Raw genomic sequence first — 14,900 nt, 5'->3', positions numbered from 1 at the left:
TCGACGTCCCTCCTTCCGTACGGTGTCTACGTCAGCCCTCCTCAGGGCCGTTGTCCTTCTCGTCATCGGCCTCGTCCTCGGCCTTGACGGGCTGCGCCCCGGGCTGGGGTTCGGCGACGGCCACCCGCGCGGGGCGGATGGTGCGCTCGCCGAAGCGGTACCCGGGCTGCAGGATCGCCACGCAGGTCGTCTCGGTGACGTCCGGCGCGTACGAGTGCATCAGGGCCTCGTGGATGGTCGGGTCGAAGGGCTCGCCCTCCTTGCCGAACTGCTGCAGTCCCATCTTCGCCGCGACGGTCTCCAGCGACTCCCCGACGGACTTGAAGCCGCCGACGAACTCGCCGTGTTCCCGCGCGCGGCCGATGTCGTCGAGCACGGGCAGGAGTTCGGTCAGGAGGTTCGCGACGGCGATCTCCTTGACCGTGACCCGGTCCCGCTCCACACGGCGGCGGTAGTTCTGGAATTCGGCCTGCAGCCGCTGGAGGTCTCCGGTGCGCTCCTCAAGGGCCTTGCGCACCTGGTCCAGCTGGGCCGTCAGACCGGCGATCTGCAGACTCGCGTCCCCGGCCGGGGCCGCCCCCTCCTCCGTGGAGGGGGAGGCGGCCTTCGGCTCGGCGTCTTCGGGGGTGGCGCCGGAGGGGACGTCGGGCTTCTCGTCGAAGCCCGGGGTCTCCTCCGTCACGCGGCACCGTCCTTGCGCTCGTCGTCCACGATCTCCGCGTCCACGACGTCGTCGTCGGCCTTGGGGGCGTCACCGGCGTCGGCGGACGCGCCACCGGCGGCCTGGGCACCCTGGGCGTCGGCGTACATGGCCTGGCCCAGCTTCTGCGAGACGGCCGCGACCTTCTCGGTGGCGGTGCGGATCTCGGCGGTGTCCTCGCCCTTGAGCGCGGCCTTCAGCTCCTCGACGGAGGCCTCGACCTCGGTCTTGATGTCGCCCGGGACCTTGTCCTCGTTGTCCTTGAGGAACTTCTCGGTCTGGTAGACGAGCTGCTCGCCCTGGTTGCGGGTCTCGGCGGACTCGCGGCGGGCGTGGTCCTCCTCCGCGTACTTCTCGGCCTCCTGGCGCATCCGGTCGACCTCGTCCTTCGGCAGCGAGGAGCCGCCGGTGACGGTCATCTTCTGCTCCTTGCCCGTGCCGAGGTCCTTCGCGGTCACGTGCATGATGCCGTTGGCGTCGATGTCGAAGGCGACCTCGATCTGCGGGACGCCACGCGGGGCCGGCGGCAGACCGGTCAGCTCGAACATCCCGAGCTTCTTGTTGTACGCCGCGATCTCGCGCTCGCCCTGGTAGACCTGGATCTGCACCGACGGCTGGTTGTCCTCGGCCGTCGTGAAGATCTCGGAACGCTTGGTCGGGATCGTGGTGTTGCGCTCGATGAGCTTGGTCATGATCCCTCCCTTGGTCTCGATGCCGAGGGACAGCGGGGTCACGTCGAGGAGCAGGACGTCCTTGACCTCACCCTTGAGGACACCGGCCTGCAGGGCGGCGCCGATGGCGACGACCTCGTCCGGGTTGACGCCCTTGTTGGCGTCCTTGCCGCCGGTGAGCTCGCGGACGATCTCGGCGACGGCGGGCATACGGGTGGAGCCACCGACGAGGACGACGTGGTCGATCTCGTTGATGGAGATGCCGGCGTCCTTGATGACGTTGTGGAACGGCGTCTTGCAGCGCTCCAGCAGGTCGGCCGTCAGCTGCTGGAACTGGGCGCGGGTGAGCTTCTCGTCCAGGTGCAGCGGGCCCTCGGCGGACGCCGTGATGTAGGGCAGGTTGATCGAGGTCTCGGTGGAGCTGGACAGCTCGATCTTGGCCTTCTCGGCGGCCTCGCGCAGACGCTGCAGGGCCATCTTGTCCTTGCCCAGGTCCACACCGTGGCCGGACGCGAACTGCTTCACCAGGTAGTCGACGACGCGCTGGTCCCAGTCGTCACCACCGAGGTGGTTGTCGCCGTTGGTGGCCTTCACCTCGACGACGCCGTCGCCGATCTCCAGCAGGGACACGTCGAAGGTGCCGCCACCGAGGTCGAAGACGAGGATCGTCTGGTCGTCCTTGTCGAGGCCGTACGCCAGCGCCGCCGCGGTGGGCTCGTTGACGATGCGCAGGACGTTCAGGCCCGCGATCTCGCCGGCCTCCTTGGTCGCCTGGCGCTCGGAGTCGTTGAAGTACGCCGGGACGGTGATGACCGCGTCGGTCACCTTCTCGCCCAGGTAGGACTCGGCGTCACGCTTGAGCTTCTGCAGGATGAAGGCGCTCATCTGCTGCGGGTTGAACTGCTTCCCGTCGAGCTCGATCTTCCAGTCCGTGCCCATGTGGCGCTTCACGGAGCGGATGGTCCTGTCGACGTTCGTGACCGCCTGACGCTTGGCGACCTCGCCGACCAGCACCTCGCCGTTCTTCGCGAAGGCGACGACGGACGGCGTGGTCCTGGCACCCTCGGCGTTGGTGATGACGGTGGGCTCGCCGCCCTCCAGAACGCTGACGACGGAGTTAGTCGTGCCCAGGTCGATGCCGACCGCACGTGCCATGGTGGTTTCCTCCAGCTGACTTGAGTGGAACAGGCTCAAGTGTGCATGAAGGCGGCCGCCCGGTCAACAGACCTGAGTCACCGGGGCTCAACTCTTATCCGTTCCTTACACGCAACCGGGCCCCGACCTGCGCGGACGCGGGCCGCCTGGCACCGTACACAGAGACCCGCAGCAGTGCGAACACGACCACGAGGGCCACCGCCACCACCCAGAACACCCCGGACCCCGCGACCCATCCCAGGTGCACGAGGACCCCGACGAGCACCGAGGAGAACGCCCCGAGCCCGAGCAGCACGGTGGCCCCCTGCGCGGTCAGCCCGAGCCGCCGCAGCCGGTGCCCGAGATGGTCGGGCCCGCCGCGCAGCAACGGCCGTCCGGCAAATCTGCGCGACATCAGTACGAGGACGACGTCGGCGCTCGCCACGGCCGTGAGCGCGAACAGCACCCCCGCGCTGGAGGCGAGCCCGTGCCCGGTCCGGGCGATCACGGCCGCGGTGGCGAGGACGAACCCGGTGAACAGCGACCCGCTCGCACCGAGCGCCACGCGCGCGGGATGCCAGTTGTGCATCAGGAACCCCGTCAGCGCGGCGGCCAGCACGCTCAGCAGCACCGCGAGCCCGTCCATCACCTCGGCGGCGGCGCAGGCTCCGACCCCGAAGGCCGTGACGACCCCGACCGTGCCCGCGAGCGCGTCGGCGTGGTCCAGCGCCCGGAACCCGAGGGCGACGAACACGATCCAGCCCACCGCCAGCACCCCGCCGGCCACCCCGGTCTCCGCGTACGGCACCACGCAGGCCGCCGCCACCGCCGTACCGGCGACCAGCACGCGCGCCTTGACCCGCCGTACGTCGGCGACGAGCCCGAGCGCGGCGACGGCGGCGCCCGCGACGAGCAGTTCGCCGACGCCGGCGCCGAGGGGCGCGGCGCCCGTCCAGTCCCCGGCGGCGGCCACCAGGCAGGTGGTGATCGCGAGGGCCGCCCCGCCGGACAACGGCACCGGGCGCTGTCGTCGCCGGTCGAGGATCCCCAGACGCAGGGCGGGCACCCGCAGCAGCGCGGCGAGGACGGCGGCGAGGAGCAGGGCGGCGGTGGCGGCGAGGATCCCGTAGAGCACGGATCCAAAGTAGGCGCGAATGTACCAATTTGGTACGAATAACACGGTCAGATTGTTTCGGATTGTCACCGGCCCTTGAGGTGCCCTTTAGGCAACCCTCAGCGACACAGATCACCGCACGCCCGGCTACAGTGCGACCGATGATGGGGGTAGTCTCAGACGGACTCCATAAGTTACCGCTTAGTAATGTGCTCCGATCCCGCTCGGAGACCCCCTCGCAGGCCCGAGGAGCCCTGAAATGCAACTCGCCGCGATCATCGTGTCGCTGGTTCTGATCGTGGTCGGTGTGGCGCTGTTCGCCCGCGCCGTCCTGCAGATCTACACCTTCATGCGGCTCGGCCAGAACGTGCCCGCGGGCACCCGCACCGACGAGCCGGTGCAACGCACCGTCACCGTGGCCAAGGAGTTCCTCGGCCACACCCGGATGAACCGCTGGGGCGTCGTCGGTGTCGCGCACTGGTTCGTGGCGATCGGCTTCTTCTCGCTGCTGCTGACGATCGTCAACGCCATCGGCCAGCTCTTCCAGGCCGACTGGCTGCTGCCGGTCATCGGCGAGTGGGCGCCGTACAACGTCTTCGTCGAGTTCATCGGCACGATGACCGTGCTCGGCATCCTCGCGCTGATCGTGATCCGCCAGCTCAGCAAGCCGAACCGGCCGGGCCGCAAGTCCCGCTTCGCCGGCTCGAACTTCGGCCAGGCGTACTTCGTCGAAGCCGTCATCCTCATCGTCGGCGTCTGCATCTTCATGCTGCACGCCCTTGAGGGCGCCCAGCACCACGTCGACGCCTACGAGGCGTCCTTCTTCATCTCGTACCCGGTGGTCTCGGCGCTCGAGCACCTGGACATCTCCACGCTGCAGAACCTCACGTACCTCTTCGCCGGCGTGAAGATCGCGACCTCCTTCATCTGGATGATCACGGTCGCCCTGAAGACCGACATGGGCGTGGCCTGGCACCGCTTCCTGGCGTTCCCGAACATCTGGTTCAAGCGCAACGCCACCGGTGAGACCTCGCTCGGCGCCCTGCTCCCGATGACGTCCGGCGGCAAGCCGATCGACTTCACCGACCCGGGCGACGACGACGTGTTCGGCGTATCGCAGGTCGAGCAGTTCTCCTGGAAGGGCCTGCTGGACTTCTCCACGTGCACCGAGTGCGGTCGCTGCCAGTCGCAGTGCCCGGCCTGGAACACGGGCAAGCCGCTCTCCCCGAAGCTCCTGATCATGTCCCTGCGCGACCACGCGCACGCCAAGGCGCCCTACCTGCTCGCGGGTGGCGGCAAGTCCATGGAGGGCGAGGAGAAGGCGTCCGAGGAGCAGCTGGCCGGCGTCCCGGCGGCGGCTCTGGCGGAAGCCGAGCGCCCCTTGATCGGCACTCTCGAGGACAACGGCGTCATCGACCCGGACGTCCTGTGGTCCTGCACCACCTGCGGCGCCTGCGTCGAGCAGTGCCCGGTGGACATCGAGCACGTCGACCACATCGTCGACATGCGGCGCTACCAGGTGATGATCGAGAGCGCGTTCCCCTCCGAGGCCGGGACGATGCTCAAGAACCTGGAGAAGAAGGGCAACCCCTGGGGGCTCGCCAAGAAGCAGCGCCTGGAGTGGACCAAGGAGGTCGACTTCGAGGTGCCGGTCGTCGGCCAGGACATCGAGGACCTCACCGAGATCGAGTACCTGTACTGGGTCGGCTGCGCGGGCGCGCTGGAGGACCGCGCCAAGAAGACGACGAAGGCCTTCGCGGAGCTCCTGCACATCGCGGGCGTGAAGTTCGCGATCATGGGCGGCGACGAGAAGTGCACCGGTGACTCCGCCCGCCGCCTCGGCAACGAGCCCCTGTTCCAGGAGCTCGGCATGGAGAACGTCATGGCGCTGAACATGGCGTTCGGCGAGGAGCTGGACGACGACGGCAAGGTGGTCGCCGAGTCGGCGAAGCCCAGGTCCGCCAAGAAGATCGTCGCCACCTGCCCGCACTGCCTCAACACGATCGGCAACGAGTACCCGCAGCTCGGCGGCGACTACGAGGTCATCCACCACACCCAGCTGCTGCAACACCTGGTCGACGAGGGCAAGTTGATCCCGGTGACCCCGGTCGAGGGCATCATCACCTACCACGACCCGTGCTACCTGGGCCGCCACAACAAGATCTACACGCCTCCGCGCGAGATCATCGCCAGCGTCCCGGGCCTGCGCAACGAGGAGATGCACCGCCACAAGGAGCGCGGCTTCTGCTGCGGCGCCGGTGGCGCGCGGATGTGGATGGAGGAGCGGATCGGCAAGCGCATCAACAACGAGCGCGTCGACGAAGCCCTCTCCCTCAACCCGGACATCGTCTCGACGGCCTGCCCGTTCTGCCTGGTCATGCTGACCGACTCGGTCAACGGCAAGAAGAACGACGGCTCGGCGAAGGAGTCCGTCCAGGTCGTCGACGTGGCCCAGCTCCTCCTGGACTCGGTCCGCACACCGCTCGACCCGGCGGGCGACGAGGAGACGGCGGACGCCCCGGAACCGGAGCCGGTGAAGTAACGCCCGAAGCAGCACTCTTACCGCGCGCTTCTACGGTCATCACGGCGCCCCATGCCTTCGCCGGGCATGGGGCGTCGCCGTGTCCGTCACGTCGTATCCGTCACGGCGCGTCCGTCACACGTCGGTCCGCGTCACGCGTCCTTCGGCGCCGCCTGCTGCGCCACCTCGAAGGACCACAGCTCCGAGCCGGTGGCCGCGGGCTTGGGCCGCTCGCCGCCCTCGCCGCCGCCCTGGTGGGCGGTCCTCGCGGAGCCGTCCCGCCACGCCTGGAACGACTCCTCGTCCCGCCACCGCGAGTAGACGAGGTAGGTGTCCGTGCCCTCGACCGGTCGCAGCAGCTCGAACCACTCGAAGCCATCGGACTCCGCCACGGAACCGCCCCGCGCGGCGAACCGCTGCTCCAGCAGCTCGCGCTGCTCGGCGGGCACGGTCAGTACGTTGATCTTGACTACGCTCATGGACCCATCCTGACGCACGGACCTCCGCGCCCCGCCGAGGACCCCGCCCCGCGTCAGAACACCAGCTCCCCGACGCCCAGCAGGTTCCCCTCACTGTCCCGGAACCAGGCACCGCGTTCGCCCCGCGCCCCCTTGCTCGGATAGTTGCCCTCGACCTCCGCGATCCCGCCCTCGGTCCGGAACCCGGGCAGGTCGACCTCCTCGAACACCACTCCCCGGCCCCGGAGTTCGGCCACCACCGCCTCGATGTCGTCGACCTCGAACGCCATCTGCGTGAAGGCGCCCGAGGAGGCACCCACCGACCGGAACAGCACGAAGTCCACGCCCTGGCACCGGTACAGCAGCCCACCGGGCCGCTCGTCGACGGGATCGAGGCCGAGCACCTCGGAGTAGAAGCGCCGGGCCCGCTCCAGGTCCTGGGCCGGCAGCCTGGTCGCCACCCGGGCACCCGCCAGAGTGTTCTCGCGGTGTGCGTTCATACGTCCGCTCATGCCTCCACTGTGGCGCGAGCCGGGCCCGAAAGTGCCGCCGCGCCCCGGGGTGTCCCCGCGTGTCGAACGCATGCATCATTACTCGGGCGTTGTCGACGGGGCTGACGAGGTGAACGGTGCGCGGGCGAAGAGGCTGGGCGAGCACGGCGTCGGCGGTCGGCGGCCTCCTGCTGGTACTCACCGCGTGCGGCCCGGGCACGGACACGGGCACCGGATCCGCCTCCCGCACCCCCGTGTCCCTCGCCAACGCCCCCGCCAAGCTCCCGATCCCGCGCGGCAAGGGCAGCAAAACCCCCGACGACTTCAACGGCGACGGCCACCGCGACCTCGTACTCAACGACCTGGTGAAGGACCAGGCGCACGCCGACGACCCCGGTATCGGCGTCGTCTACGGGAGTGCGCGTGGACTGACGCCCGGCGCACGCCAGTTGATTACTCCGAAGAAGCAGGCGGCGCCGACCAAGGGCCGACTCCCCGCCGTCTTCGACGCGGAGGAGAGCTGCGACCTGGACGGCGACGGCTTCACCGACCTCGTCGTCTCCACCGACCCGCCCTACGACGGCCAGGGGCAGCCGCCGGTACCGCTCCAACTCCTCTTCGGCTCCCCCGGCGGCCTGACCACCCGTGCCGTCCACCTCGTCGTCCCGCCCGCCGCCCGCTTCGGCAACGACTGGGCCGACCAGCCGGTGTGCGGCGACTTCGACGGGGACGGCGGCAAGGACCTGGTCCTGCACGCGTCCGGCGGCCGACTCACCTATCTGCGGGGGCCGTTCACGCACAAGGGCACGGCGAAGGAGGCCGGCGCGCCCCTCCCCTCGCCGGGCGAGGTACCCACCGGTCCCGCCGCCGACGTGAACCGCGACGGATACGACGACCTGGTGGTCCGTACTGCTCAGGGCACCGGCACGTCCGCGATCGTCCTCGGCGGACCGGACGGCCCGGCCGAGACCGGCGTCGTCCTGCCGGAGGGCATCGACGTGGCACTCGGCCGCTTCGGCAAGGGGAAGGCGCTGGACGCGGCGGTGGGCGGGATGGGGGAGACGGCCCTGCGCTACGACCTGCCGAACCCCACCCGCGCCACCCTCGCCTCCGCCGGTTCCGTGCTCGACGCCGCCGACTTCGACGGGGACGGCCTCAGCGAACTCGTCTCCAGCGGCTCGCGGTTGCGGGTCTTCAAGGGCCGTACGACGGGCCTGTCCACGGCCGGCACGGTCATCGTCCAGCCGCCCGCCCACGGCACCACGCGCCTCGTCACGGCGGCCGACTTCGACGGCGACGGACGGGCCGACCTGGTGGTGCGGACGTATCGGAGCGAGACGAAGGACACCGTGGCGGTCTATGCCGGGGTGAAGGGGGCCGGGTCGGTCACGGAGCGGCCGACGGTCACCTTCTCCACGTCGGAGTTCCTCGTCCCCTGACGCGGCGGGCGGCCCGGGAGGCACCCAGACCACGCGCCGCGCTCGCGTGGCCAAAATTAACCGAACTCACGTACAACCCTTACTCTCCCGCGCAGGTCTCCTGATCGTCGGCCTCCCGCGCGCACGCGCGCAGGCCCGGCACCTCCCCGGAGTCCCTTACCTTTCCTCCCTGGAGCGCCTCCTTGCGCAAGCGCACCCTCCTGCTGGCCGTCGGGCTCACCACCGGCCTGCTCACCGCCCTGCCCGGCACCGCGACCGCGGCGCCCTCCAGGTTGGCCGGTGACTTCAACGGCGACGGCTACCGCGATGTCGCCATCGGCGCGGACAGCGCCGACGTCGGCTCCGTCCCGTTCGCGGGCGCGGTCGTCGTCCTGTACGGCTCCGCCTCCGGCGTGTCGAAGGCGAAGAAGACGGTCATCACCCAGAACTCCGCCGGCGTCCCCGGCGCCGCCGAGCAGGGCGACCGCTTCGGCAACAGCCTCGCCGCCGGCGACCTGAACGCCGACGGGTACGCGGACCTCGTCGTCGGCGCCCAGTACGAGAGCATCGGCTCCCGCGACGGCGTCGGCACCGCCACCGTCATCTGGGGCGGCAAGTCCGGCCTGAGCGGTGGCTCGGTGCTGCCCTCGCCGGGCGGTCTGACCGAGTGGGGCGGCTACTCCTCCGGCATCGCGACCGGCGACTTCAACCGCGACGGCAGGACGGACGTCACCATCACCGGCCAGAGCCGCACCGGCCTCTACCTGGGCCCCTTCACCCGCGCCGGAAAGCCCGCCGGCCTGACCTCCGTGGGCGAGGTCGGCTCGACGTACGACGTGATCGCGGGCGACCTGGACGCCGACGGCGCGGCCGAGCGCGTGTACCCGTACGCCACCGACGACGACCTCGGCGGGGTCATCAGCTATTTCGGTTACGACCCCGAGGGCTACGACTCCCACCCGGACTCGAACTACGCCGAGACCGACCTGCCGCTGGCCGACGGCGACCAGGGCGCCGTCGGCGACATCAACGGCGACGGCTACGGCGACCTCGTCCTCGGCGACCACGAGGACCCGCGCAGCGACAAGAGGTCCGGCCACAAGGGCGGCCAGATCAGCGTCTGGTACGGCGGTCCGGACGGCCCCGACCCGGCGCAGAAGCCGACGCTGATCCACCAGGACTCGGCGGGCGTGCCCGGCACCGGCGAGACCGCGGACCTCTTCGGCTCGGCGCTGAGCGTGGGTGACGTCAACGGCGACAAGTACGCCGACGTCGCGGTGGGCGCCTTCGGCGAGGACAACGGCAAGGCGCAGGAGTCGGGTTCGGTGACGATCCTGTTCGGCTCGGCCACCGGTCTCAAGGGCTCGGGCGCCAAGGTGTACACGCAGAACACCGCGGGCGTGCCCGGTGCCGACGAGGACTACGACGCCTTCGGGCAGTCCGTCCGCCTGGTCGACCTCGACAAGAACGGCAAGGCCGACCTGGTCGTCGGCGCCGGTGACGAGAACGGCTACGGCGCGATCACCGTCCTGCGCGGCACCGCCTCCGGCCTGACCACCAGCGGCGCCAAGTTCCTCGGCGCCCGTGACGTCTCCCTCAAGGGCGACGCGTCCTTCGGCTGGGTGATCGACCAGTGACGAACCGCCGACAGACACATCGCCGGGTGACCGGCCGCCGCCTGGCCGTCCTGCTCGCGGCCTCCCTCACCCCGCTCGCCCTCACCGCCCCCGCCGCCCAGGCCGCGACACCCGCGAAGCCGTACGACTTCAACGGCGACGGCAAGGCCGACCTCGCGATCGGCGCGCCGGCCGCGACCGTCGGCGGCAAGAAGGGCGCGGGCGCGGTCTCCGTCGTCTACGGCAGTGCGAGCGGGCTCAAGCCGGCCTCGTACAAGCTGCTCACCCAGAACACGGCCGGTGTCCCCGGCGCCGCCGAGACCGGCGACGCCTTCGGGTCCTCCCTCGCCTCCGCCGACCTGAACCGCGACGGTTACGCGGACCTGCTGGTCGGCGCGCCCGGCGAGGACGTCGACGGCGACACCGGCGACGGCTCGGTGGTGATCGTCTGGGGCGCCAAGTCCGGCCTGAGCGGCGCCCGTACGCTCGTCAACCACAACCAGCGCGAGAACGACGGCTACGGCAAGGCGCTGGTCGCCGGCGACTTCACCGGCGACGGCATGCCCGAGATCGCAATCGGCTCGACCGGCCTGTTCGGCCTGAACTTCGTCTCCGGCCCGTTCACCAAGACGGGCGCGTTCGGCGGCGGCAACGGCGGCTCCTTCTCGTATCTCACCCGCCCGTACTCGGAGTCGTACGGCATCGAGTACCTCTCCACCGGTGACGTCACAGGGCGCGGCTTCGACGGCCTGGTCGTGCACGGGCGCGAGGAGGGCACCGACGACGCGGTCACCACCCTGGTGGACGGCCAGATCGGCAACTTCACCGACTGGCTGGTCACCCTGCCCAGCGGATACGTCTCCGCGGTGGGCGACATCGACAACGACGGCTACGACGACATCGCGGTCGGCAACCAGCGCGAGATCTCGGCCGACCCGGCGGGCGCGAAGGGCGGCAAGGTCACCGTCCGCTACGGCGGCCCCGACGGCGTGAACACGAGCCGCGCCCCCCTCACCCTCACCCAGGACACCGCGGGCGTCCCCGACACCTCCGAGACCGGCGACGCCTTCGGCTCCGGCGTCTGTCTCGGCGACATCAACGGCGACGGGTACGCCGACCTCGCGATCGGCGCGTCCGGCGAGAACTCCGGGGGCGGCTCGGTGACGGTCCTGTACGGCTCGGCGACGGGCCTGAGGACCTCGGGCGCCAAGCGGTACACCCAGAACACGGCGGGCGTCCCGAACACCGACGAGAAGTCCGACCGCTTCGGCGCCCGCACGTCCCTCCGCGACCACAGCGGCGACAAGCGCGCCGAGCTGACCGTCTCGGCGCCGGGCGAGAACGCGGGCGACGGCTCGGTGTGGTCCCTGCGCGGCACCACCACCGGCCCGACGACCTCGGGCGCGGTGAACTTCGGCCCGTCGGCGACGGGGGTGGGGACGACGGGCAGCCCGGGGTACGGGAGGACGCTGGGCGGCTGACCGGGGACCTGCTCGTTCTTCTCGACGTCCCTTAGGGCGCCCCTCGCGGGCCCCCTAAGGGATGTCACAGCTCCGCAGCAAAGGCGGTTCCGGGGCGCCGGGCCCGACACGCGTTCCGGCGGAACCAGGTACGTTCGACAACGTGGCTGGATTCAGGATCGGACGCGGCGGCAGAAACAACGGCGCTCCGCACACGCGACCGCAAAACCCCCCGTACGGACAGCAGGCGCCGCAGAGACCGGCGTACGGCTACCCGCCCGCGCCGCAGCCCCACCCCGGGCAGCAGCAGTACGGCAACGGGGCGGGTGGCCAGTGGCCGCAGCCGAACCCCGGACAGGGCGGTCCCGGCGGGCACGGCGGTTACGGCAACCAGGGCGAGCCGGAGTACTTCGGCGACGGCGGGGCGTACGCACCGCAGGGCGACCCGGACCCGTACGCGGCCAACAACCCCGGCCACACCCAGGCGTTCTCGGTCGGCGAGGCCCCGTACAACCAGGGCGGTCCGGGCGACGCGTACAACCAGGGCGGGACGTACCACGCGGGCTCGACGGCCCCGTCGGGCCCGACCGGCCCGCGCCTGCACTGGAAGGACCTGCTGAGGGGCATCTTCCTGGCCCCCCAGCAGACGTTCCTGCGCATGCGGGACTACGCGATGTGGGGCCCGGCCCTGATCGTGACGTTCCTGTACGGCCTGCTGGCGGTCTTCGGCTTCGACGGCGCGCGGAAGGACGCGATAAACGCCACCCTGTCGAACGCCATCCCGATCGTCCTGACCACGGCCGTGGCGATGGTGCTGTCGTCCTTCGTCCTGGGCGTGGTCACCCACACCCTGGCCCGCCAGCTCGGCGGCGACGGCGCCTGGCAGCCCACGGTCGGCCTCTCCATGCTGATCATGTCCCTCACGGACGCGCCCCGCCTGGTCGTCGCCATGTTCCTCGGCGGCGACGCCACCTTCGTCCAACTCCTGGGCTGGGCCACGTGGGTGGCCGCGGGCGCCCTCCTCACCATGATGGTCAGCCGCTCCCACGACCTCCCCTGGCCGAAGGCCCTGGGCGCGTCGGCGATCCAGCTGATCGCCCTGCTGTCGATCGTGAAGCTCGGCACGTTCTGATTTTCGGCGGTACGTGGACGGGGCCCCGGCGATCTGATCGCCGGGGCCCTTCTCCGACCCCCTCAGGCGTCGGCCTCGGGCCCCCACTGCTCGGGCCCCACCCCACGCCAGTCGATCCACGACACGTGCGCCACCTCCGCCGGATCGATCTCCAACCCGGCCCGCCGAAGGAACTCGGCGAGATCCACGGCGCTGTGCGCCAGCCCGAGAATCTCCCCGTCCACACGCACCCGCCGACCTCCCGTCGGCGACGGAGGAAGCACGATCACCCGAATCGGTCCGGACATGTCCTCAGGATCATCCGGGATGTACGGCCCCGCACTCCGGTGCGTCATGCGACCCTCACAGTTCGATCAAATGTTCGATTCCCCCGAACACTACGCCTATACCCCGCCGACGCGCCTTCAGAGCCCCTGTCCACGGTGGAGTCGTGCCTCGACGACCCCCCGCACCTCTGCGAACCGCTCGTCCTGCCGGGTCCCGGCCGCCAGATCACTCAGGGCGTACGCCGTGTACGTGAACCCGTCGGTCGTGTGGAACCGCGCACCCCAATTGCCCAGACTCACCGCGCTGACACGCGACCACGGCAGACGCTGGGTGCCCCAGGGATTCACCATGACGATCACGTCCGCGGTGAGTTCCAGGCGTACGCGCAAGAGCACCCACCAGGCGAAGAAGCCGAACCCCGACGCGAAGGCAGTAGCGATCCCCGCGGAGTCGGCGGACTGCGCGTCCAGGTGAGAGAACGCACCCGCCCAGGCGACCAGCGCCCCACAGGCCGGCCCGCCGGCCAGCACATAGCCCACGAGCCGACCGGGCCGCCCGACCCGCCACACACCGATGACGCCGTCTCGCACATCGTCCACGGCGGGAATGATCCTCGTACGGGCTCCCCAGCGGAACCGTAGGACACCGCGAGCACGACGAACCGCAGGCACCACCGGGCCCCGCCCCCGCCTCCCGCACAGCACGAGAGCCCCCGCCGATAGGGCGAGGGCTCTCTCCGACTGTCGAAAATCCGCAGATCAGACCGCCTCCGTGTTCTCCTTCGGGGCCTCTCCCGACTTGCTCACCGGCGGCAGCACGCTCCACGGAAAGTTGATCCACTCATCCGTCCGCTTCCACACGTACTCGCACTTCACCAGCGACTGCGACTTCTCGTAGATGACCGCGCTGCGCACCTCGGCGACCGCGTCGAGGCAGAAGTCGCGGACCAGTTTGAGGGTCTTGCCGGTGTCGGCGACGTCGTCGGTGATCAGTACCTTCTTGTCGGAGAAGTCGATGACGTTGGGGACCGGCGCGAGCATGACGGGCATTTCGAGGGTGGTGCCCACGCCCGTGTAGAACTCGACGTTCACGAGGCTGATGTTCTTGCAGTCCAGGGCGTAGGCGAGCCCGCCGGCAACGAAGACGCCGCCGCGGGCGATGCTGAGGACGACGTCGGGCTCGTACCCGTCGTCGGCGATGGTCTGCGCGAGCTCGCGCACGGCGACGCCGAACGCCTCGTAGGTCAGGTTCTCCCGTATGTCGCTCATGCTCACACCTGCGTCCGGTGGAAGTTGAGGAAGGAACGGGAGGCGGTGGGCCCGCGCTGCCCCTGGTAGCGGGAGCCGTACCGCTCACTCCCGTACGGGAACTCGGCCGCCGAGCTGAGCTGGAACATGCACAGCTGGCCGATCTTCATACCGGGCCAGAGCTTGATCGGGAGGGTCGCGAGGTTGGAGAGCTCCAGCGTCACGTGCCCGGAGAAACCGGGGTCGATGAACCCGGCGGTGGAGTGGGTGACAAGTCCGAGCCGGCCGAGGGAGGACTTCCCCTCCAGGCGCGAGGCGAGATCGTCGGGGAGGCTGATGACCTCGTACGTCGAGGCGAGCACGAACTCACCGGGGTGGAGGATGAACGGCTCGTCACCCTCGGGCTCCACCAGCCGCGTCAGATCCGCCTGTTCGATGGACGGGTCGATGTGGGGGTAGCGGTGATTCTCGAACACCCGGAAGTAGCGGTCGAGGCGCACGTCGACACTGGACGGCTGCACCATGGATTCGTCGTAGGGATCGATCCGTACTCGCCCGGAGTCGATCTCGGCCCGGATGTCCTTGTCTGAGAGAAGCACGCCCCGAGGATACGCAAGACGCGCGGACCGACCACAACCGGACGGACCCGCGCGCCTGCTTCTCTACTACTG

The 14,900-nt window shown here is 70.1% G+C and carries 14 protein-coding genes; 5 read left to right on the top strand and 9 right to left on the bottom strand.

The window, feature by feature from the left end; translation table 11 throughout:
* Positions 1-31: 31 nt before the first annotated feature.
* The 3 genes from grpE to ACIQI8_RS30590 form a co-directional block, all read right to left on the bottom strand.
* On the bottom strand, positions 32-682 hold the full coding sequence (gene grpE, locus ACIQI8_RS30600; protein WP_402357195.1) for a nucleotide exchange factor GrpE: 651 nt from the start codon (positions 680-682) through the stop codon (positions 32-34).
* Positions 679-2,526, bottom strand: a complete 1,848-nt coding sequence (gene dnaK / locus ACIQI8_RS30595) for a molecular chaperone DnaK (protein WP_123998773.1) — start codon at positions 2,524-2,526, stop codon at positions 679-681. Before dnaK ends, grpE begins: the two co-directional genes overlap by 4 nt.
* Positions 2,527-2,620: 94 nt before the next feature.
* Positions 2,621-3,640 carry an MraY family glycosyltransferase gene (locus tag ACIQI8_RS30590; protein ID WP_402357191.1) on the bottom strand — a complete coding sequence of 340 codons (1,020 nt, stop codon included), beginning with the start codon at positions 3,638-3,640 and terminating at the stop codon, positions 2,621-2,623.
* Positions 3,641-3,878: 238 nt separating this feature from the next.
* Between ACIQI8_RS30590 and ACIQI8_RS30585 the strand changes: the two genes are divergently transcribed.
* Positions 3,879-6,161 carry a (Fe-S)-binding protein gene (locus ACIQI8_RS30585; RefSeq protein ID WP_402357188.1) on the top strand — a complete coding sequence of 761 codons (2,283 nt, stop codon included), beginning with the start codon at positions 3,879-3,881 and terminating at the stop codon, positions 6,159-6,161.
* A 131-nt stretch (positions 6,162-6,292) separates the two neighbouring features.
* Here ACIQI8_RS30585 and ACIQI8_RS30580 read toward each other — a convergent pair whose 3' ends face one another.
* Positions 6,293-6,619 (bottom strand): antibiotic biosynthesis monooxygenase family protein, encoded by a 327-nt coding sequence (locus ACIQI8_RS30580; protein ID WP_402357185.1) that lies wholly within the window; start codon positions 6,617-6,619, stop codon positions 6,293-6,295.
* 53 nt (positions 6,620-6,672) lie between these two features.
* Positions 6,673-7,110 carry a VOC family protein gene (locus tag ACIQI8_RS30575; protein ID WP_402357182.1) on the bottom strand — a complete coding sequence of 146 codons (438 nt, stop codon included), beginning with the start codon at positions 7,108-7,110 and terminating at the stop codon, positions 6,673-6,675.
* A 116-nt stretch (positions 7,111-7,226) separates the two neighbouring features.
* Here ACIQI8_RS30575 and ACIQI8_RS30570 point away from each other — a divergent pair, with 116 nt between their 5' ends.
* The 4 genes from ACIQI8_RS30570 (at position 7,227) to ACIQI8_RS30555 (ending at position 12,715) form a co-directional block, all read left to right on the top strand.
* Positions 7,227-8,528, top strand: a complete 1,302-nt coding sequence (locus ACIQI8_RS30570) for an FG-GAP repeat domain-containing protein (protein WP_402357179.1) — start codon at positions 7,227-7,229, stop codon at positions 8,526-8,528.
* A 182-nt stretch (positions 8,529-8,710) separates the two neighbouring features.
* Positions 8,711-10,144: an FG-GAP-like repeat-containing protein gene (locus ACIQI8_RS30565; protein ID WP_402357176.1), complete on the top strand. Its 1,434-nt coding sequence runs from the start codon at positions 8,711-8,713 to the stop codon at positions 10,142-10,144.
* 26 nt (positions 10,145-10,170) lie between these two features.
* Positions 10,171-11,604: an FG-GAP repeat protein gene (locus ACIQI8_RS30560; protein WP_402357173.1), complete on the top strand. Its 1,434-nt coding sequence runs from the start codon at positions 10,171-10,173 to the stop codon at positions 11,602-11,604.
* Positions 11,605-11,665: 61 nt separating this feature from the next.
* Positions 11,666-12,715 carry a Yip1 family protein gene (locus ACIQI8_RS30555; RefSeq protein ID WP_402357170.1) on the top strand — a complete coding sequence of 350 codons (1,050 nt, stop codon included), beginning with the start codon at positions 11,666-11,668 and terminating at the stop codon, positions 12,713-12,715.
* A gap of 62 nt (positions 12,716-12,777) precedes the next feature.
* On the opposite strand, the gene ACIQI8_RS30550 is transcribed toward ACIQI8_RS30555, so the two are convergent.
* The 4 genes from ACIQI8_RS30550 to dcd form a co-directional block, all read right to left on the bottom strand.
* On the bottom strand, positions 12,778-13,002 hold the full coding sequence (locus ACIQI8_RS30550) for a hypothetical protein (protein WP_123998781.1): 225 nt from the start codon (positions 13,000-13,002) through the stop codon (positions 12,778-12,780).
* 117 nt (positions 13,003-13,119) lie between these two features.
* Positions 13,120-13,581: a PH domain-containing protein gene (locus ACIQI8_RS30545; RefSeq protein ID WP_402357167.1), complete on the bottom strand. Its 462-nt coding sequence runs from the start codon at positions 13,579-13,581 to the stop codon at positions 13,120-13,122.
* 159 nt (positions 13,582-13,740) lie between these two features.
* Positions 13,741-14,250 carry a phosphoribosyltransferase gene (locus tag ACIQI8_RS30540; RefSeq protein ID WP_402357164.1) on the bottom strand — a complete coding sequence of 170 codons (510 nt, stop codon included), beginning with the start codon at positions 14,248-14,250 and terminating at the stop codon, positions 13,741-13,743.
* 2 nt (positions 14,251-14,252) lie between these two features.
* A complete protein-coding gene (gene dcd, locus ACIQI8_RS30535; RefSeq protein WP_123998783.1) occupies positions 14,253-14,828 on the bottom strand; it encodes a dCTP deaminase in 576 nt (191 codons plus the stop codon).
* Between the last annotated feature and the right edge of the window lie 72 nt (positions 14,829-14,900).

The sequence above is a fragment of the Streptomyces sp. NPDC092369 genome, assembly GCF_044755245.1.
GTDB lineage: Bacteria > Actinomycetota > Actinomycetes > Streptomycetales > Streptomycetaceae > Streptomyces.
The sequence above is the reverse complement of the archived record's forward strand: the minus strand, read 5'-3'. Positions and strand labels throughout refer to the sequence as shown.